This is a genomic window from Methylobacterium sp. GXS13, assembly GCF_001455965.1.
GTDB lineage: Bacteria > Pseudomonadota > Alphaproteobacteria > Rhizobiales > Beijerinckiaceae > Methylobacterium.
In genome coordinates this window covers 38,448-58,411 of the sequence record NZ_LKKO01000020.1, presented here as the reverse complement: position 1 = coordinate 58,411, position 19,964 = coordinate 38,448, and the positions used below count along the sequence as shown (strand labels likewise).

The following is a 19,964-nucleotide window of genomic DNA, read 5'->3' as shown; positions in this document are numbered from 1 at the left end:
CCGCAAGGTGGATCCCCCTGGCGGCGGCAGTCTCGGCTGGCTCGGACATACGCAGTCCTCCGCTTTCCTGAAGCGCGACGTCTATGCAACCATAAATTGAAGATACGGTTGCAAGCCATACGCACCCTGCCACGATGCAATCGTAGGTCGCGGTTTTCAGTAAGGCTTCACCGAGAGATGTACCGCTTGGTAAACCGATTGCGTGGATATCGCCGCCCAGGCGGCATGCGGTACGGCGCGAATCTGCTCGGACAGGCTGCCGGGCGCGGTGTTTATTTGGCCGCTGGCTTCGTCACCTTTGTGATGGTCGGCCATGACGTGGGCCCGGCGGCCCTCGGCCGCTACGGCCTCGCCCTGGCCGTGCTCGCGGTGGCGCTCATCGCCGCCGATTTCGGCACGACGCTGACTTTCGGAGCGCGCCTGGGGGCTGGCGCGCCGGAGATGCGGGCTGCGGAATTCGGCCGCATGATCGCGGCCCGACTGCTCCTCGGCGGTACCACCGGCTTGCTGCTGCTCTGCACCTTGCCGTTCCTACCCGAGGAAATCCGACCCGCGCTGGCACTCGCAGCCTCGCTCATGCCGCTCGCGGCCGCGCGTTTCCTCGATTCCGTGTTTCAGGTCTGCGGGCGACCTGGCTGGTCGGTCTGGCCGTCGCTGGCCAATGCCGCGACCCTGGTCGGCGGCACCGCGCTCGCGCTCTGGTTGCAGCTTCCCGAGGCAGCCTTGAGCGTTGTCGCGGTGTCCGCGGGCGTCGTCTACGGCGCGGTTGGTCTGGTCCTGGCCGCCCGGCTCTTACCCCTGCGCCCTGCCTCCCTGGCGCATGGCTGGGCGGCGATACGGGCGGCAGCCGGAGTCGGGGTCTCGAACGCCTTGGGGTCGCTGAACGGCCGCATCAGCCTGATCATGCTGGCAGCCCTGGCAGGCGCCACCGAGCTTGGTCATTTCACCGCCGGGTTCAGATTCTTCGAGCTCGGCGCCGCGGTGGCGATCACCCTGTGCGCACCGCTCGTGCCGGTGTTCGGCCGGGCGGTCGGCTCCCTCGAAACAGGCCGGCCGCGATCCGGCACCACTCGGCTATGCGCCAGCGTACGCCCGGCGCTGACCTCGGTCCTGGCGGCCTCAGGTGCTGGAACCGTGGCGGCCTGTGCGGTCGCTGATCCCCTGGTGCGCTTGATCTTCGGCCCGGATTTCGCCGCAGCCGCACCGGTCCTGCGGATCGCCGCCGCCATGAGCGCCCTGCTGATCACCGCAACCGTGCTGTTCGCGGGGCTTGTTCCGCTCGGCCGGACCGGCTTCGCGGTACGTGGCAGTGCGGCCGCCTGCGCCACGAACCTTGCGGCCTGCGCGGTGCTGATCCCCCTGGATCCTCTGCTCGGCGCGGCTTGGGCCGCCCTTCTGGCCGAGGTCGCGATGCTGGCGGTTGTCGCCCACGCCTTCTGGCGGGAGGTGGGGCCACCTCTGACCGTCGCGGACGTGCCGATTGTGCTCGGCCCCGGCCTCGTCACCGCCCTGGTCTGGGCCGCCGGTTCGGCAGCGCTCGCGCCCTTCACGGTGCCGACCGCAGCCGGTCTTTCCGCCGCGGTGGCCGCATGGCTGTGCCTGCGCCGCCGCTCCCCCGCCGATTCCCTTCCCCTCTCGATCCCGGAAGCTTCGTCATGAGCGACGTCCCCATGCTCTCGGTCATCATCCCGACCTACAACCGCGCCGACACACTGCGCCTTTGCCTGCGGGCCTTCGATCGGCAGACGACCGAGGTGCCGTTCGAGATCGTCGTCTGCGACGACGGCTCGGCCGATTCCACCGGCACGGTGATCAGCCGTGCGGTCACCACGGGCCGCGTCCCGGTCGTGCATCTGCGCCAGGAGAACAAAGGGGCCAACGCCGCCCGCAACCACGCAATCGGGGCGGCACGGGGCGAGCGGCTGCTTATCGTCAACGACGACACCATCCCGTCCCCCGGCCTCGTCGCGGCGCATGTCGCCGCCCATGCGCGGCGGGGCGGGCGCGAGACCGCGATCCTCGGACGCATGACCATCGACCCGGCGCTGCCGTTCTCGCCGTTCTCGGCCCTACACCACGACGCCTCGTACGACGCGCTCGAAGGCCGCGTGGAGGTCGGCTGGGACGCCTTTTTGACCTGCAACGTCAGCGTCGACCGGCGCCTGCTGGAGGAGGCCGGCGGCTTCGACCCGCGGCTGACCTGGCACGAGGATATCGAACTCGGCGAGCGGCTGGCCCGGCGCGGCATGCACCTGTTCTACGCCCCGGAGGCGTTGGCCTATCACCACCACCTCCTCGATGAGGCGGCCTATCTGCGCATCGCCGAGCGCGAGGGCGCGGCCCTGGTGCTGTGGTACCGCAAACGCCCGGACCTCGCGGCCGACCTCACCCGGCTCGGGCTCGTCGGCCCGCCGCCGCTGGCCGCCTCCCCACGCCACCGCGTCGCCGACCTGGCGATGCCGACGGCCCTGCTGCCCGGCTGGCAGATGGCGGCGCGGGCCTTGACGCGAGTCAGCCCGGAAGCCGGCCGCACGATCTGGCGGCGGCTGTTCCAGCGCCAGAAGCGCCTCGCCATCGCCCGGGCGCTGGCGGCGTGATGCTGTACGCCCGACACGTCCTCGCAGTCCTGCTCCTGCCGGCGCTCGCCGCCTGCGGCCCAGCCGATGCGCAGTCGCAGCAGAACATCCTAGTCGATCCCGCGGGCGGCGCGATGGACGGTTTTCGCACGGTGGCGCGTCTCGCCGACGTGCCGTTCGCGAGCCTCGGCCCCGGATCGAGCGTGCTGATCCGCGGCGGCAGCTACGGCGACGTGGCTCTGATCGGGTCCCGCGGCAGCGCCGCGGCGCGGGTCACCGTGGCGGCGGTGGCCGGGACCAAGCCCGTCCTGTCGAACTCGGTGGTGTTCGAGAATGCCGCCTACGTCACGGTCACCGGCCTGACCGTGCAGGGCGCGGTCAATTCCGGCTTCATCATCCGCCGGGGCTCGCACCACGTGACCGTCTCGGGCTCGACCGTGTCGAAATCCGGCCTCGGCATCTGGATCGGGGACGGCGCCGGGGCCGGCCACCGCATCACCGGCAACACGCTCGCCGACAACAAGACCCACGGCGTCGCCGTCGACGTGATCAACGTGCCCCCCGAGGACCCGAGCTACATCCTGGCCAACACCGTGACCGGCAACGGCATCCACGGGATGGAGATCAACGGCTCCGGCTACGTGGTCGAGGGCAACCGGGTCTCGGGCAACGGCGTCGGGATGTCAGGCACTTCCGGCATCCACGTCTACGCCAAGGACGCCGGCCAGGACGCCGGCGACCGCAACACCATCCGGTACAACATCGTCACCGGCCAGAAGGAAACCACCGGCCAGGACGGCAACGGCATCCAGATCGACCAATGGTGCGACGGCAACACCGTCGCTTTCAACGTCGCCACCGACAATGACGGCTCCGGCATCAACCTGTTCGACGCCGGCTCCAATACGGTGGTCAACAACACCGTCACCGGCAACATGCGCGATTCCGGCGGCAAGCATGTCTATCGCGGCGAGATCGTGCTGGCCTCCGACTACACCAAGAAGGTCGATCGCACCGCGGGCAACCGGGTGCTCAACAACATCGCCTTCGCCACGAGGCCCGGCATCGCGGCCATCGCGGTCGAGGCGACCACCGCCGACAACGGCAACGCGATCGGGCCGAACTTCATCGGCAGCAGCGTCGGCGCCCCTCTCTATCGCTGGGCCGCCACGGCCACCAGCGACGGAGCGAGCCTGCCGCTGAACAGCCAGGGCCCCGATCTCGCCGGCACCCCCGCCTTCCGCGACCGCGCGGCTCCGTTCGCGGACGGCCTCGCGCTGACCAAGCCCCCCGCCCGCGCCGGCATCCCGCTCGGCGCGACCCGCGACCTCGCCGGCCGCGCCTACGCGCCCGGCGAGGCCCCGACCTTCGGCGCGTACAGGAGCCCGTAACCATGCTTCGCATCGGCATCGACGCGCACGTGCTGACCGGCAAGCCCCAGGGCAGCCGCACTTGGCTCGTGAACATCATCGGGCGGGCCGCCGCCCGCCATCCGGACGCGACCTACGTGGTCTATTCCGGCGACCCGGAGGCCTGCGCACGGATCGTCTCGGGGCCCAATATCGAGCACCAGCGGCTACCGCGGGTGCCGGCGAGCGTCCGCCTGCTCGCGATCTGGCCCTGGCTGGTCTTCCGCGACCGGCTCGACACCCTGCTCACCACCTACATCGCCCCGCCGCTGGTGCCGGGGAACCGGCAGGTGGTGGTGGTCCACGACATCCTGTTCGAAACCCACCCCGAGTTCTTTTCCTGGCGGATGCGCTGGCGGAACCGCGTCCTCACTCGGCTCTCGGCCAAACGGGCCAAGCTGGTCCTGACCATCTCCGACTACAGCCGCGATTCCATCGCCAAGGTCTACGGCATCGAGCGCGAGCGGATCGCCGAGGTGCGCTGCGGTTCGACCCCGCCCAGGGCCTCGGCCGAGCGGAGCCCGCTGGCGGACGGGCGCCCGTACCTGCTGATGGTCGGCCGCCTGGAGCCCCGCAAGAATCTCGGCCTCGTGCTCGAGGCCTTCGCGCGCCTGCCCGCGGGCGCAGCCCGGCTGATCGTGGTCGGCAAGGGCGACGGCGAGCGGCCCGAGACCCTCGACCGCCTGACCCGGACCCCGGATGCGGTGCACATCGCCGGCATCGACGATAACGGCCTGTCCGATCTCTACGGCCGGGCCGCCGCCCTGGTCTTCCCGAGCCGCGGCGAGGGCTGGGGCATCCCGGTGCTCGACAGCCTCGCGCGCGGCACCCCGGTGATCGCCTCGAGCCTGACCGCGATCCCAGAAGCGGGCGGCAATGCGGCAAGCTATTTCGATCCCGACGCCCCGGACCGGGTCGAGCGGCTGGCCGAGCTGATGCGCGCGGCGATCGACGGGCGCCTGCCCTTCGACGCGGGCGCCGCGAGAGCGCACGCCGCCCGCCACGATTGGGACGGCCCGGCCGCCACCTTCGTCGACCTGATGCGCCGCAACTTCCGAGCCCGGATTCCGGCGCGGGACCTTCACGCGCCGGTTCCGCATCTGCGCGGCTGAGTTCGCCTACTCGGCTACGATGTGACACATCGGTTTGTGGACGGCGGAACGCGCTCCCCCCCCCCCTGCGGGGAGGAGTTGGAGGTGGGGGTGGCTCAGAAGGCACCGTCAGGCTCGATCCTGCACCACCCCCACCCCTATAACCCCTCCCTACAAGGGGGGGGGGGAAAAAGCGTCGCGCTGCACGTGCTTGCTGCTGAATGCGGATCCGTTCAGCTTACTCGGCGGGGGTGAGGCCGGCGGCGAAGGGCTCGGTGGGCGCCTGCGCGGCGATCGGGTCCTGGATCAACACCCAGTATCCAAGGGCCGCCACCACGGCGATCCCCGCGCCGGTGATGAACGCCATGGAAAAATGACCCGTGCCGCCGACGATGAAGCCGGTCACCATTGGGGCCAGGGCACCGCCGATATAGCCGCCGAAATTCTGCATGGCCCCGAGCGAGGCGGTGGCGTTGGCCGGCGCCGCCACGGAGGCCATCGCCCAGGCGGCCGACGAGCTGACATAAACCAGGAACAGCGACGCCGAGATGCACGCCATGGCGAGCGTATCGCTCGGCGTCAGCGCGGCCACCACCGTGCAGGCTGCGGTCGCCAGCAGGCCCAGCACCATCGGGATCTTGCGACTGCGGATCGGATCGATCCCGCGCCGGACCAGGATGTCGACGATCCGGCCGCCTAGAACCCCGCCGATCACCCCGAACGCGAACGGGATCGCCCCGATGATCCCGGTCTTCTGCAGGGTGAAGTGCCGCTCGATCTCGAGGTAGCTCGGCAGCCAGGCGGTGTAGAGCCAGGTCATGTAGATGCAGCCGAAATACCCCATGATCATGCCCCAGCTGGTCCGGTAGCGGAACAGCCGCTTCCACGCCTTCCAAGTGACGCGTCGGTCGGTGTTGGGCGCGTCACCCTCCTCCAGAAAGGCGCGCTCGGCCGGGGTGAGGGTCACCTCGGGCGGGTTGCGGAACACCAGGTAGACGATTCCGGCAAGCACCAGCCCGACTGCGCCCATGATGATGAACATGGCCCGCCAGCCGAAACTGACCATCAGGAAGGTCAGCAGCGGCAGGGCCAGGAAGGTGCCGAGCGAGGAGGCGCAGTTCCAGATGCCCGTGGCGGTGCCGCGCTCGCGGATGTTGAACCAGTCGCGCGAGACCCGGGCGCAGGTCGGGAAATGCGGCGCCTCGCCGAGGCCGAGCACGATGCGCGCGCCCACGAATTGCCAGAACGAGGTCACGGCACCGCCGAGCATCTGGCCGAGTGACCAGCAACTCAGTCCGATAGTCAGCGTCAGGCGCGGTCCCAGCCTATCGGCCAGGGCACCGGCCGGAAGCTGCGCGAAGGCGTAGGCCCACAGGAACGCCGATAGCAGCAGACCCATATCGGGGATCGACAGGCCGAGATCCTGACGGATCAGTGGGTTGGCCACTGCCAGGGTGGCGCGATCGACGTAATTGACCACCCCGGCCGTCACCAGCAGGGTGAGTGAGATCGTCTGGATGCGCTTCACGCGCGGCGTTGCAGCCGTGGCCATTGCGTCCTCCCATTTTAGCTGGCGCGCACTCTTCATGGTGCTGCGGGTCCAACCATGCGTCTCGCGACTCACGGGGCCCGGGCATTATTCTGCATCGAATGCCGTCGAGGGGAAGCTGCTGGCTGACACACCGCCCCCTCGCGTCGCGGCGCCGGGCGTCGTAGACCCCTCGCACCCGTCACCGACCGAGACCGCCCCGCGTGCGCCTGATCCAGATCACCCACCACGACCTCGACGGCTACGGCGCCGCCACGGTTGCCGCCGCCTGCAAGGCGGCCGAGCGCGTGGTCCACGTGCCGCGCTACAGCGATGTTGGTCCGGTCTTCGAGGACGAGACGAAGCGCCTGGCCCGGGCGGGAGAGAGCGAGATCCTGCTCATGACCGATCTCGGGCTGGAGGAGCAGACCATCGCGGGCCTGAAGAAATTTGCCGCCATGAACCGCCGCCGCGAGGACGGCCGGAAGCACCGGCTCGTGGTCCTCGATCACCACGCCTCCTCGTTGGACCAGTTGCGCCGCCAGGGCCTGGAGCCGGTGGCCGATCCGGAGCGGGCCGGTCTGAACCGGATTGACCTCGGCGATCCGGACTGCACTGTGCTGATCGACGAAAACGTCTGCGCCACCCGGATGACCTTCGATCACCGGGCCCTGTTCGCCACCCGCGAGCCCGCGACCGACCTCACCGCCTTGCTGGCCGCGATCGACGCGGTGGACCTCTGGCGCAAGGACAGCCCGGCCTTCGCGGGAGGCTTGGCGCTCGACGAACTGTTCTGGGAGAGCGTGTCGAGCTTCGTACCGGTCGGCCATCCCTGGCATGAGGCCTTCATGTCCGGCCTGCTGCTGGCCGCCGCTGCGGCATTGCGGGAGGGTGCACGGCCAGCCGATCTGGAGCGGCAAGCCCTTGCGTTCCGCTCCGACGTGACCGAGACCCTTCTCCGCGACGCGCCGGACGACGACCGGGCGCTCACGACGCGCATGCGGCTCGCCCGGGCGCTCGCTCGCTCCGACGCTCTGTTCCGTCCACTGAAGGACGGCACGCTCCTGTCCTTCGCCCTTGATTCGGGGACTTTCCAGCGGGTCTCCGACCTCATCATGGATGCGGGCCGGGCCAAGCGCGTCGTCAACGTGCAGCGGATGGGCACGCTGTCGTTCCGCTCCAACGACGGCACGGCCCTCGACGGCGCCCGCCTGTTCCGCGGCGGCGGCCACCGCGACGCCGCCGGCGGCCGGCTTCAAAGCGGCTCGGCCTTTTCGATGGCCGATGCGATCGCACAGATCGAGCCGGTGCTGAACCCGGACAAGCCCCCGGAGGCAGACAGCCCGTTCGCAGCGCTGAAGAATTGGAAGGGGTGAGGCCACGCGCCTGACGCGCGATGGAACTCCTACGACGTCAGAGCCGGAAATCCTCACCCAAATACAACCGCCGCGCATCCGGGTTGGCGACGATCTCCTCCGGGGTACCCTCGGTGAGGATACGACCGGAATGGGCGATGTAGGCGCGATCAATCAGGCCCAGGGTTTCGCGCACGTTATGGTCTGTGATCAGCACGCCGATGCCGCGCTGCTTGAGATGTTTGACCAGATCCTGAATGTCGCCCACCGCGATCGGGTCGATGCCCGCGAAGGGCTCGTCCAGGAGCATGAAGGTCGGCGAGGAGGCGAGTGCCCGGGCGATCTCGCAGCGCCGCCGCTCGCCGCCCGACAGCGCGATTGAGGGCGACTTGCGCAGGCGCGCGATGTCGAATTCCTCAAGCAATGAATCGAGCTTGCGTGCGCGCTCCTTGCGGTCTGGCTCAGCCACCTCAAGCACGGCGCGGATGTTATCTTCGACGGTCAGCCCCCGGAAGATCGAAGCTTCCTGCGGCAGGTAGCCGATGCCGAGCCGCGCGCGCTGGTACATAGGCAGGTGGGTGATCGGCAGGCCGTCCAGGGTGATGTGGCCGCGATCAGCCACCACCAGCCCGGTGATCATGTAGAAAATCGTGGTCTTGCCGGCGCCATTCGGGCCGAGCAGACCCACGGCCTCGCCGGTGCGCACTGTCAGCCCCGCTTCGTGCACAACGGTGCGGGCGCCGTAGCTCTTGCGCAAGCCACGCACGCTCAGGATGCCGGGACCACCCTCTTCGGTGGCCGCAGCCTCGTCCGCGTCAACGAGGGGCGGGCGGGCGCGCCGGCCGAACATGCGGCCGAGGAGCGTCGGGCGGGCCGCCGCATCCTGCGGCTCCGCCCGGAAAGCGACCGCGTCGCTCAATTGACCTGCGCCCGCGGCTTGACGGGCGGCTGCGCGCAGCCCTTCGGCTTGCCATCCTTCGCGTCGGCCTTCTCGCCGGGCACGAAGAGGGCCGAGACACGCCCACCCGCCACCGGGTCCATGTTCGCCCGTCCGGTGCCCATATCGTAGACCAACCGCTGGCCGCGGGTGACGTTCTGGCACTGGCTCAGCACGACGTTGCCGGTGAGCACGATCCGCTTTGCATCCTGGTCGAACACCGCGTGGTCGCCGGTGGCGACCTGATCCTTCTGGACCACCGTGACCGGGCCCGCGCAATCGACCTTCTGGATGCCGTTCTCGGCCGGATTTTTCGGCGCCGGCGCCTCGTCGCCGTCTGCGGTCTTGGCCTCTGCGTCCTTGCTCGCGGAACTCTTGCCGGCACCGTCTTTGCCGCGCTTGTAATAGACGGTCATGGTTGAGCAGCGGATCGTGCTCTCGCCCTGGACGGCCACGACGTTACCGACGAATACCGCGCGGTTCTCCCGATCGAACACGTCGAGCCGGTCGGCGTCGATCTTGATCGGATCCTTGCCGCCGCCGCCGATATTGCCGAAGGGTGAATCCTTCTTTGCCGGCTTCTCGGCGAGCGCCCGGCCGGCGAGCGCGAGGCAGGCGGCGAGGGCCGCGCAAAGCGTTGCGCGCGCACTCATCGGCTGCCTTCCACCGGGTCGGCGTTCGATGTCAGGATGCGCGGTGGCGCCTTGTCGGCCTGGTCGTCGCTCACGATCACCACGTGGACGTTGCCGACGAACGAGATCCGCTTACCGTTCTCGACCACGTCGAGGGCGTTGGCATTCACGGTGGCGCGGGGGGTCGAGACCGTGACTGGCTCCTGAGAGCTTACGGAACCGGTCTTGAATACCACGGCCGCCGAGCGCAGGCGCGCCTCCTCGCCCTTGTCGGTCCAAATCCGGATGTCGTCCTTCAGGTCCAGCGCCTCGCGGGCGGTGTCGAACAGGCCGGACGCGGCCGAGAGCTGGGCCATGCCGCCCTGGTCGTCGGTGGCGAGGTGGCCGCGCATCCGCTCCAGCTCGATCAGGCTCGGTTTGCGCACGTCCTGAAGGGCGGCGTCGGCCGTCACCTCGTAGCCGCGGTTGCCCTGGCGGAAGCCCGCGAGCCGGGGGCTCTCCATACGGACCTTGGAGCCGGCCACCGTCACCGGGCCGACCGACACGCCCGGCAGGCTCGCAGCGAAGGGATTGAACAGGTAGGCGAGCAGCAACGCCACCGCGCCCCCGGCCGCCACCGGGATGAGGCGACGCATGGTGCGCACGCGACCGCTGTGGCGGTACGCCCGGGCGTGAGCCCGCGTGCGCGCTGCCGCGACCGCCTGTCCGTTGCCGGCTGAAGCCTCGACCGGGTTCATGCAGCGTCCGTAAGGCGCGCAGGCCGCGCGCACGAGAGGGATCGGCTTAGACGCCTGCGGCCCCCACCGCGCCCGCGCCTCCAGCCGGGGAATGGCCCCGACCAGTGGCGAAGTTATGGCTCTCCCGTTTCCGAATGATCAACCGAACTTGGAAACTTTCGACGCGCAGGTGCGTGAACACACATCCGCCTGTTGCAGCAACGTACCCGCGAAGAGCCCCGCTGAGCGGATCGCAAGCACCTTTCCGGTCGAAGCCGGGCGCGCATGTCGGGCCCGGCTTCGATCTTCAAGCGCGAATCGCTCGCGTCAGGCGCCCCTGGCCGCCGCCAGGGCCGCCGCGATCGTGCGGGCGAAGCCGGCCGGGTCGCGGGGGCTGTCGCCGTCCTGGATGCGGGCAAGGTCGAGCAATGTGCCGGCCTCCTGCGCGATCTCCGATTCGGACGCGGCAGCGAGAGCCCGGATCAGCGGGTGACGGGGGTTGATCTCCAGCACCGGCTGGGCGGCGCCGGCACGGCCGGCGCGGCGCATCAGGCGCTGCATCTGCAGGTCGGGCCCGGCCGTGCCGGCAGAGAGCACCACGGCCGAATCGACCAGCCGGTCGGTGGTGCGCACGTCGGAGACCTCGGCCCCGAGCGCCGCCTTCACGGCGGCCACGAAGGCGTCGATGACCTCCGGCGCGTCCGGCTGCTCGCCCTCGGGGGCGAATTTGGAGAGGTCGAGACCGCCCTTGGTGATCGACTTGAGCGGCTTCTCCTCGAAGCTGCCGAGCTGGTCGGGCCAGAAGGCGTCGACGTGGTCGGAGAGCAGCAGCACCTCCAGCCCGCGCGCCCTGAAGCCTTCGAGCTGGGGCGAGGATTTCAGCGCCTCGGCATCGTCGGCGACGAGGTAGTAGATCGCGTCCTGGCCGTCCTTCATGCGCGACACGTAGTCGGGCAGCGAGGTCCAGCCCTCGACCGCCGAGGAGCGGAAGCGCAGCAGGGGCGCGATCTCACCGCGGCGCTCGAAATCCTCGTAGATGCCTTCCTTAAGCACCGCGCCGAAATTTTCCCAGAAGGTCTGGTAGCTCTCGGCATCCTTAGCCCGGGTGGTCAGCTCGGAGACGACACGGCCAGTGACCGCGCGGCGGATCCGGGCCAGCGCCGGCGTCGATTGAAGCATCTCACGGGAGACGTTGAGGGGCAGGTCCTCGGTGTCCACCACACCCTGGACGAAGCGCAGCCACGGCGGCAGCAACTCGGCCTCGTCGGTGATGAACATCCGCCGGACATGCAGGCGGACCTTGCTCTGCCGGTCGTTCTCGAGGGCCTGGAACGGCTTCGCGCCGGGCACGAACAGCAGCGCGGAGAACTCGAGCTGGCCTTCGGCCCGCCAGTGCAGCGTCGCCCAGGGCTTGTCGAAGTTCATGCCGATGGCGTGGTAGAACGCCTCGTACTGCTCCTCCGTCACCTCGGATTTGGGCTTGCGCCAGAGCGCGGTGCCCTGGTTGGCGGATTCGTCCTTGCCGTCGCGGGCGATGGCGATCGGCACGGTGATGAAGTCGGCCCATTTCCGGACGAGGTGATCGAGGCGGTAGGGCTCGAGATACTCGTCCGCATCCTCCTTGAGGTGCAGCACGATGTCGGTGCCGGGCTCCGCGCGGGTCGCGGTCTCCAGCGTGTAGCTGCCCTGGCCTTCGGAGGCCCAGGTCCAGGCCTCGTCGCTGCCGGCCCGGCGCGACGGCGCGGTGACCCGGTCGGCGACCATGAAGGCCGAGTAGAAGCCGACGCCGAACTGGCCGATCAGGCTCGGGCGGTCCTCGGCCTTGGCCGAATCCAGCGTCTGCGAGAAGGCCCGCGTGCCGGATCGGGCGATGGTGCCGAGATTGGACGCCAGATCCTCCTTGGTCATGCCGATGCCGGCATCCGAGACAGTCAGGGTGCGCGCCTCCTTGTCGGGGACGATCCGGACCTTGGCGTCCGGCGGCAGGGCGCTCGCCGCCGAGGTCAGCGCCTCGAACCGGCGCCGGTCCATGGCGTCGGCGGCGTTGGCGACGAGTTCGCGCAGGAAGATCTCGCGGTCGGAATAGAGCGCGTGCACAACGAGATCGAGGAGCCGACCCACCTCCGCCCCGAACTCGTGCCGCTCAATCGTCTCGCTCACAGGGAATGCCTCCGCGTAGGGGAAAATGCGGGGCCGATATGTCGGCTTGGCCGGCGGTTTTCAATGAGGCTGCGAAGCGTAAGCGTGCTCGCCCTCAGGCGGCGCTGATTGCGGCGTGTCCGGCGACATCACCGGGAATCGGCGGTCCCAGCATGCGGTCGAGCTGACGGCATGCCAGGGCGATGTAGCAAGGGATCTCCCGATCCCTGGCGAAGTAGGCCAACCGGCGGCGGGCGATGCCGAGTTGGGCCGCCGCCGCGTCGAGGGTCAGGCGGTTGCGCCGCAGAAAATCTGCGAACTCCGCGTTGGTCATCGACGCCGCGGCCAGATCCTCGATCGTCTCGGCTCCGATATCGAGGTCCTCGTCGCCCTCCCAGACGATCGATGCACCCCAGGCGCCTAGCCGTACGGCGCCGAACGGAATCGCACCGTCGCGCAGGGGCCGGAACACTTTGTAGGTGAAGATCACCGGCGCGAGATCGACCCTGTCCGTCCGGCCGATCCGGTCGCCGGCGGACCAAGTCACCACCACATCGAAGGCGCCGCCCGCCGGTGCGACGCTGGACAGCTTCGGCAACGCCCGCCCGACGGTGACGATGTCATCCGCGCTCATTCAGCCGTCTCCATTCGGTCATCAGCGCCTCGGTGTGCACCGACGCCCAATCCACCACGTCGGCCAGGGCTTTGCCGAGATCCAGACCGCCCGCACACAGAACCGCCTTCTCTGGCTCGGTCGTTTCCTGCTCTCAGCGCGAGATACACCTCGTCATTCCGGGGCGCCGCAGGCGAGCCCGGAATCCATAGCAGCCGATGGTTCAAGGCCTTGATCTGTCTGCGGTTATGGATCCCGCGCTCTGCGGCCCCGGGATGACGGGGTTGAAGTTCGAGCGTGATGGAAATCTGAAATTCGGGGGGAGGAAAATCTCGATAGTCGATTGCTCTGTGATTGCCGCCGCTGTCGTGAAGCCACGAAGAAATCAGATCTCGATCTCGGTTCCGACCTCCACGATCTGCCGGGTCGGCAGGCAGAAATGGGCGCCGGTGCGCTCGGCGTTGCGCTTCATGAAGGCGAACAGGCCCTGGCGCCACAGGGCCATGCCGGGCTTCTTCGACGGGACGACCACCTCGTGGCCGACGAAGAAGGTCAGGTCCTCCAGGTATTCGGGCGGCAGCAGGCCGCTCTTCACCGCGCAGTGCAGGCCCTCGGGAATCGAGGCGGTCTGCATGAAGCCGTAGCGCAGGACGACGCGCTCCATCCCGGGGGTGTATTTCGAGATCGCCTTGCGGATGCCCTGCGCGACCAGGGTCACCTGCGCCCGCTCCTCGGCCGGGATCACCGGCGCCTCCTCGTAGATCACGGTGATCAGCAGGATGCGCTCGTGCAGGCAGCGGCTGCGCTCCACCAGCCGGCCCAGGGCCATCGGGATGCCCTCGGTGGCGGCGGTGAGGAACGCCGCGGTGCCGGGCAGGGTCACCGGTGGATGCGAGGCGAGGCGGGCCAGGAACGTCGCCTCGGGCTGGCGCATGGTCTCGCGCACCGCCTCCAGGACGTGGTTGCCCTTCATCCAGGTCAGCATCAGGAAGGCGACGGCCGCGGCCAGCACCAGGGGAAACCAGCCGCCCTCGAACAGTTTCACGCTGTTGGCAGCGAAGAACAGGGCGTCGATGGCGAGGAAGAAGCCGTTGACCGCGAAGACCAGGATCGGGTTGTAGCCCCAGCGCAGCGCGATCAGGGCGGCGAGCAGGGTGGTGATGCCCATCAGCGCCGAGACCGCGATGCCGTAGGCGCCGGCCAGCGCGTCGGAGGAGCCGAACACCACCACGGTGGTGAGGGTCCCCGCGGCGAGCAGCCAGTTCACCGCCGGCACGTAGATCTGGCCGCGCTCGTCCTGGTCGGTGTGGACCACCCGCATCATCGGCATGAAGCCGAGCTGGATCGATTGCTGGGTCAGCGAATACACGCCTGAAATCACCGCCTGCGAAGCGATCACGGTGGCCATCGTGGCGAGCGCGACCAGTGGATAATGCGCCCATTCCGGGGCCAGCCGGTAGAACGGGTTCTCGATCGCGCTCGGGTCGGTGATCAGCAAGGCGCCCTGGCCGCAATAATGGATCAGCAGCGCCGGCAGCACGAGGCCGAACCAGGCCACGCGGATCGCCGGGGCGCCGAAATGACCGAGATCGGCGTACATCGCCTCGCCGCCTGTCACGGCCAGGAAGGCCGCGCCGAGCATCATGAAGCTTACATGCCAGCCGGCATGGGACAGAAACTCCACCGCCCGCCATGGATTGGCCGCTCCCAAGATTTCGGGGGCGCGCAGGATGCTCGGGATCGCCAGCAGGACGAGCACGACGAACCAGACCAGCATCACCGGGCCGAACACCCGGCCGATCACCGCCACGCCCTTGTGCTGGACGGCGAACAGCGCGACCAGGATCGCCAGGGTAAGCGGCACCACGAACGGCGTCAGCACCGGCGCATCGACCTTCAGCCCCTCGATGGCCGAGAGAACCGAGATCGCCGGGGTGATTGCACCGTCACCGTAGAGCAGGGCCGCCCCGACCAGCCCGACCACCAGCAGCACGGCCTTCCAGGTCCGCGGCTGGGCCTGTCGAGCGCCGAGCAGCGCCAGCATCGCGACGATGCCGCCCTCCCCCCGGTTGTCGGCCCGCAGGATCAGCACCGCGTATTTCAGCGACACGATCAGGATCAGCGACCATAAGATCAGCGAGACTGCCCCAACCGCCGACGCCGGCACCGCGGCGCCCCCGGCGGTCGCCGCCTTCACGGCCTCCTTGAAGGCATAGAGCGGGCTAGTGCCGATATCGCCGTAGACGACGCCGAGCGCCCCCAGCATCAGCGCCGGTCCGGGCCCGTGCCGGACGGCGCCGGGCTTTCGTGCCACCGGCGCGGCAGGCAGAGCGACCGGCGGGGCAGCAGCGGGACTGGAGGCTTGGCGCACGGGCGTATCCAGTCGAGGGCATCGCTGTCGTGCGCGACCTTAGCAAGCCGGATGCAGGGCGGAAGACGCAAATCCTCTTCGCCGCGAGCGCGACGACGACCTGTCACCTGAACGTGATGACAGTGGAATGAAGATCAACGTCACTCTCTTGCCGTACAGGGCGACAGAGTAATGCCGATTAGGCCGCGTCCAGCCCGAGGTCGATGATTGCCGCCGAGTGGGTGATCCAGCCGCAGGAGATCAGGTCGACGCCGGAGGCCGCCACCGCGCCCACGGTCTCGCGGGTGATCCGGCCGGAGGCTTCCGAGAGGGCGCGGCCGTCGATCATTGCCACCGCGCGGGTCAGCAGGTCGGGCCCCATATTGTCGAGGAGGACCGCGTCCACGCCGACCGAGAGGGCTTCTTCCAGCTGCTCCAGACTGTCGACCTCGCACTCGATCTTGACCAGATGGCCGGCCCGCGCCCGGGCACGCTCGATCGCCGGCACGATGCCGCCGGCCACCGCGACGTGGTTGTCCTTGATCAGCACCGCGTCGTCGAGGCCGAAGCGGTGGTTCGAGCCGCCGCCGGCGCGAACGGCGTGCTTCTCCAGGGCCCGCAGACCCGGCGTTGTCTTGCGGGTACAGACGATCGACGCCTTGCCATGCGGGCGCGCCGCCTCAACGAGACTGTTCGTCGCCGTGGCGACGCCGGACATCCGGCACAGCAGGTTCAGGGCGACGCGCTCGGCGGTTAGGATTGCCCGGGCCGGCCCTTCGAGACGCAGGACCACGTCGCCGGGCACGACGCGGGCGCCGTCGCCGCGCTCAACCGTGACCGACACAGCCGGATCGATGAGCGCGAAGGCGATCTCGGCCGCATCGGTGCCGGAGATCACCCCGGCCTGACGGGAAGCGATCACGCCGCGCATCCGCTCGCCCGGGGGCACGATTGCGTCGGTGGTGATGTCGCCGGCCCGGCCGAGATCCTCGACCAGGGCGGCGCGCACGATCGGCTCGACCAGGAGCCGCGGCAGGGGCAGGATTCCGTCCGGCAGGACCGATTGCGTCATGGCGTCAGTTCCGTCCCTGCCTTGATGGTCTCGCGGCTTTCGGCCTTCAGCGCGGCGAGGGTCGTCTCGGTATGTGCGGCCGGAGCGGTGTGAGGGAAATCGCTGCGCCAATGGGCGCCGCGGCTCTCCTCGCGGGACAGCGCACCCCGGGCGATCATCAGCGCCACCAGGGCGGCGTCACAGTGCTCCGCACGGGGCTCGAGGACCGCTACCACCTCGGAGAGGCCGGCGGCGTCGCGCACGACGCCGACCTTGGCCTCCATCAGCCGGCGGATCGATGGCAGCTCGGCGATCGCCCGGGGCGCCGCCGCCTCGGGCACGATCGCGCCCGGGAGCGGCGCGTCGAGGGCGTCGGCGATGAAGCCGGCATAGGCCAGCCCCTCCAGCAGGGAATTGCTGGCGAGACGGTTGCCGCCATGCAGGCCGGTGGAGGAGACCTCGCCGCAGGCATAGAGGCCCGGCACCGAAGTGGCGCCGTGGGCGTCCACCTTCACGCCGCCCATGTGGTAGTGCGCCGCCGGGCGCACAGGGATCGAATGCACGGCCGGGTCGATGCCGGCGGCGGCGCAGAGACCCGCCACCGTGGGGAAGCGCTTTGGCATCGCGGCCCCGAGGGCACCGCGGGCATCGAGATAGACGATGCGGCCGCGCTGCAGGGCCTGGAAGATACCCCGGGCGACCACGTCGCGGGGGGCGAGGTCGCCGCCGGCAATACCGGCCATCACGGCCGCGCCGGTCTCGTCGATCAGCCGGGCGCCCTCTCCGCGCAGCGCCTCTGTGGCAAGCGGCATCGGGTCGGCGCCGGCCGCGATGGCGGTCGGGTGGAACTGCACGAACTCCATGTCGCGCATCACCGCCCCGGCCCGGGCGGCGAGCGCCAAACCGCCGCCGACGGCGCCGGGCGGATTGGTGGTCGCCGCATAGAGGGCGCCGACGCCACCGGTGGCCAGCACCACGGCCCGGGCCGGGATGCGGAACCGAGCGCCGTCGCGCTCGGCCACGATGCCAGCCACCGCGCCGTTTGTGTCCCGCAGCAGGTCGCAGGCGCGGGCTTCGACGACTTCGATGGAGGGCGCGGACAGGACGGCCCGCACCAGCCCTTCGAGGACCCGGGCACCGGTGGCGTCGCCGCCGGAGCGGACGATGCGGCGACGACCGTGGGCCGCCTCCAGGCCGAGGGCCATGGCACCGTCCTCGGTGCGGTCGAACGGGACGCCGATCCGCACCAGCCAGTCGATCAGCCCTGGACCCGCCTGGGCGACCCGGAGCGCCACGTCGGGCTCGGTGAGCCCGGCGCCGGCGGCTTCGGTGTCGGCAGCGTGGAGCGACGCCGCATCGTCGGCGCCCACGGAGGCGGCGATGCCGCCCTGCGCCCAGCCGGTTGCTGTGCCCAGCCCGAGGGCGGAGGCGGTGATCAGCGTCACGGGACGCGGCGCGAGCCGCAGCGCGACGCTGAGGCCGGCGACGCGGGCGCCGACCACGACGACACGATCGGCCATGTTGGGAGAGACGGCGTTCATGGCTAGCGCACCAGCAGCATGCGTTCGACCGCCGCCCGGGCTCGGTCGGCGAGCGCCGGATCGACCGTGACCTCGTGGGTCATCGTCTCCAGGGCGCGGCGGATGTTCTTCAGGCTCATCCGCTTCATGTGCGGGCACATGTTGCAGGGCTTGATGAACTCGATGTCCGGGTTCGCCGCCGCGATGTTGTCGGCCATGGAGCACTCGGTCACCAGCACGACCTGTCTCGGCCGCTTCTGGAGCACGAAGTCCATCATCATCGCGGTCGAGCCAGAGAAGTCCGATTCGGCGACGACGTCCGGCGGGCATTCCGGGTGCGCGATCACGGTGACGCCGGGGTAGCTGTCGCGCACGTCGCGGATGTCGCCGGGCGTGAACCGCTCGTGCACCTCGCAATGGCCGGCCCAGGTCAGGATCTCGATCTCGGGGATCTCGGCCTGGACGTTCTGCGCTAGGAACTCGTCCGGGATCATCAGCACCCGGGGGGCGTTCAGCGACTTCACCACCGCGACGGCGTTGCCGCTGGTGCAGCACAGGTCGGACTCGGCCTTCACGGCGGCCGATGTGTTCACGTAGGTGACGATCGGCACGCCCGGGTACTTCGCCCGCAGGCCGCGCACGTCGGCCGCGGTGATCGAATCGGCCAGGGAGCAGCCCGCGCCCATATCGGGGATCAGCACGGTCTTGGCCGGGTTCAAGAGCTTGGCGGTCTCGGCCATGAAGTGGACGCCCGCCAGCACGATCACGTCGGCGTCGACGTTCACCGCCTCGCGGGCCAGCGCCAGGCTGTCGCCGACGATGTCCGCCACTGTGTGGAAGATCTCCGGCGCCTGGTAATTATGCGCCAGGATCACGGCGTTGCGCTCGCGCTTGAGCCGCAGGATCGCCTCGATGTCGGGGGCGAGCGCCGGCCACTCGATCGCCGGAACGTGGCGGCTGACACGGGCGTAGAGATCCGGCAGCGGCAGGCCCGGAACCGACATACGAGAAACGGGTGATACGGTCGCCGTCATGGCGTCCTCCATTATGCTCAGTTTGAGCATTGTGCCGTCTAACTTATGGGCGTCGGACCCGCCTGTCTAGATATGCTAGCCTTGAGCATAAATCTTTTGCGGCGCGGTGTTACGCGGCGTCGCAGCAAGCTGTCTCCTCAGCAAAATGTCGCCGGGTCAGGCCCGATCCGCCCGTCCGGCCGGTCCAGGGCGGCCATCTGCGCCATCTCGGCATCACTAAGCGTGAAGTCGAACACCGCGATGTTCTCAATGAGCCGCTCTGGCCGAGCGGTTTTTGGGATCGCGACGCAACCGCTCTGCACTTGCCAGCGGAGCACCACCTGGGCTGCGCTCTTGCCGTGGGCGCGGGCGATCGCGACGATTACCGGGTCGTTCAGTTCCTTGCCCTGGCCCAGCGGGCTCCAGGACTCGGTCACGATCTTCTGGCGACGATCGTCGTCGCGCGGTTCCGTCCGCTGAAAATGCGGGTGGAGTTCGATCTGGTTGACAGCGGGCGCGACACCGGTCTCGCCGATCAGCGTGGCGATGTGCTCCGGGGTGAAGTTCGAGACGCCAATCGACTTCGCGCGGCCCTCGTCGCGCAGTTGGATCATCGTCCGCCAGCTTTCTACAAACAGGTGCCGCTGGGGACAGGGCCAGTGGATGAGATAGAGATCCACATAGTCCTGCCCCAGGCGCTTCAGGCTCTCGTCGAAGGCCTCACGCGTTGCGTCACGGCCTTGCCGGTCATTCCAAAGCTTGGTGGTGAGGAAGACGTCAGCCCGTGGGACCTGCGCTTCGCGGATACCGCGGCCGACTCCGGCCTCGTTGCCGTAAGCGGCGGCGGTGTCGATCAGACGATACCCGGCCTTGAGCGCGTGACCGATGAGATCGGGCGCCTGCGAGTCCGAAAGTTGCCAGCATCCGAACCCGATCTGCGGGATGCGATGCCCATCGTTGAGGGGCAGGGTCGGGACGGTGACAGCCATTCTTGGGCTCCGGAGACGAGGGGCTGACCGTTCACCTGGGCCGCG

The 19,964-nt window shown here is 69.2% G+C and carries 16 protein-coding genes; 5 read left to right on the top strand and 11 right to left on the bottom strand.

Translation table 11 applies throughout. The features are described from left to right. Positions 1–225: 225 nt before the first annotated feature. The 4 genes from AO398_RS06360 to AO398_RS06345 are packed head-to-tail and all read left to right on the top strand — an operon-like array spanning position 226 to position 5,097. On the top strand, positions 226–1,659 hold the full coding sequence (locus AO398_RS06360; protein ID WP_244498682.1) for an oligosaccharide flippase family protein: 1,434 nt from the start codon (positions 226–228) through the stop codon (positions 1,657–1,659). After that, positions 1,656–2,597, top strand: coding sequence for a glycosyltransferase (locus AO398_RS06355; protein WP_058191183.1), 942 nt, complete (start codon positions 1,656–1,658; stop codon positions 2,595–2,597). Before AO398_RS06360 ends, AO398_RS06355 begins: the two co-directional genes overlap by 4 nt. Then, positions 2,597–3,967: a right-handed parallel beta-helix repeat-containing protein gene (locus tag AO398_RS06350; protein WP_058191182.1), complete on the top strand. Its 1,371-nt coding sequence runs from the start codon at positions 2,597–2,599 to the stop codon at positions 3,965–3,967. The genes AO398_RS06355 and AO398_RS06350 overlap by 1 nt, the downstream gene beginning before the upstream one ends. Before the next feature lie 2 nt (positions 3,968–3,969). Continuing rightward, on the top strand, positions 3,970–5,097 hold the full coding sequence (locus tag AO398_RS06345) for a glycosyltransferase family 1 protein (RefSeq protein ID WP_058191181.1): 1,128 nt from the start codon (positions 3,970–3,972) through the stop codon (positions 5,095–5,097). Positions 5,098–5,314: 217 nt separating this feature from the next. On the opposite strand, the gene AO398_RS06340 is transcribed toward AO398_RS06345, so the two are convergent. Next, the gene (locus tag AO398_RS06340) at positions 5,315–6,628 is read right to left on the bottom strand and encodes an MFS transporter (protein WP_058191180.1); all 1,314 of its coding nucleotides are present in this window, start codon (positions 6,626–6,628) and stop codon (positions 5,315–5,317) included. Between the two features lie 200 nt (positions 6,629–6,828). Between AO398_RS06340 and AO398_RS06335 the strand changes: the two genes are divergently transcribed. After that, positions 6,829–7,980 carry a hypothetical protein gene (locus AO398_RS06335; protein WP_058191179.1) on the top strand — a complete coding sequence of 384 codons (1,152 nt, stop codon included), beginning with the start codon at positions 6,829–6,831 and terminating at the stop codon, positions 7,978–7,980. A 37-nt stretch (positions 7,981–8,017) separates the two neighbouring features. On the opposite strand, the gene lptB is transcribed toward AO398_RS06335, so the two are convergent. The 10 genes from lptB to AO398_RS06285 all read right to left on the bottom strand — a co-directional run bounded on the left by lptB (position 8,018) and on the right by AO398_RS06285 (position 19,919). Next, positions 8,018–8,878 (bottom strand): LPS export ABC transporter ATP-binding protein, encoded by an 861-nt coding sequence (gene lptB / locus AO398_RS06330; protein WP_152997433.1) that lies wholly within the window; start codon positions 8,876–8,878, stop codon positions 8,018–8,020. After that, positions 8,875–9,549: an LptA/OstA family protein gene (locus AO398_RS06325; protein WP_058191178.1), complete on the bottom strand. Its 675-nt coding sequence runs from the start codon at positions 9,547–9,549 to the stop codon at positions 8,875–8,877. Before AO398_RS06325 ends, lptB begins: the two co-directional genes overlap by 4 nt. After that, a complete protein-coding gene (gene lptC, locus AO398_RS06320; protein WP_058191177.1) occupies positions 9,546–10,265 on the bottom strand; it encodes an LPS export ABC transporter periplasmic protein LptC in 720 nt (239 codons plus the stop codon). The genes AO398_RS06325 and lptC overlap by 4 nt, the downstream gene beginning before the upstream one ends. Positions 10,266–10,571: 306 nt before the next feature. Continuing rightward, positions 10,572–12,404 carry a molecular chaperone HtpG gene (gene htpG / locus AO398_RS06315; RefSeq protein ID WP_058191176.1) on the bottom strand — a complete coding sequence of 611 codons (1,833 nt, stop codon included), beginning with the start codon at positions 12,402–12,404 and terminating at the stop codon, positions 10,572–10,574. A gap of 94 nt (positions 12,405–12,498) precedes the next feature. Next, positions 12,499–13,017, bottom strand: a complete 519-nt coding sequence (locus AO398_RS06310; RefSeq protein WP_058191175.1) for a DUF2442 domain-containing protein — start codon at positions 13,015–13,017, stop codon at positions 12,499–12,501. A 364-nt stretch (positions 13,018–13,381) separates the two neighbouring features. Next, positions 13,382–15,262 carry a KUP/HAK/KT family potassium transporter gene (locus AO398_RS06305; protein WP_244498686.1) on the bottom strand — a complete coding sequence of 627 codons (1,881 nt, stop codon included), beginning with the start codon at positions 15,260–15,262 and terminating at the stop codon, positions 13,382–13,384. 283 nt (positions 15,263–15,545) lie between these two features. Continuing rightward, positions 15,546–16,418 (bottom strand): carboxylating nicotinate-nucleotide diphosphorylase, encoded by an 873-nt coding sequence (gene nadC, locus AO398_RS06300; protein ID WP_058191173.1) that lies wholly within the window; start codon positions 16,416–16,418, stop codon positions 15,546–15,548. Further along, positions 16,415–17,938 (bottom strand): L-aspartate oxidase, encoded by a 1,524-nt coding sequence (locus AO398_RS06295; RefSeq protein ID WP_058191172.1) that lies wholly within the window; start codon positions 17,936–17,938, stop codon positions 16,415–16,417. The genes nadC and AO398_RS06295 overlap by 4 nt, the downstream gene beginning before the upstream one ends. A 2-nt stretch (positions 17,939–17,940) precedes the next feature. Continuing rightward, the gene (nadA, locus tag AO398_RS06290; RefSeq protein ID WP_058191225.1) at positions 17,941–18,951 is read right to left on the bottom strand and encodes a quinolinate synthase NadA; all 1,011 of its coding nucleotides are present in this window, start codon (positions 18,949–18,951) and stop codon (positions 17,941–17,943) included. Between the two features lie 137 nt (positions 18,952–19,088). Further along, complete coding sequence (locus AO398_RS06285; protein ID WP_058191171.1) at positions 19,089–19,919, bottom strand: aldo/keto reductase; 831 nt, start codon at positions 19,917–19,919, stop codon at positions 19,089–19,091. Positions 19,920–19,964 lie beyond the last annotated feature (45 nt).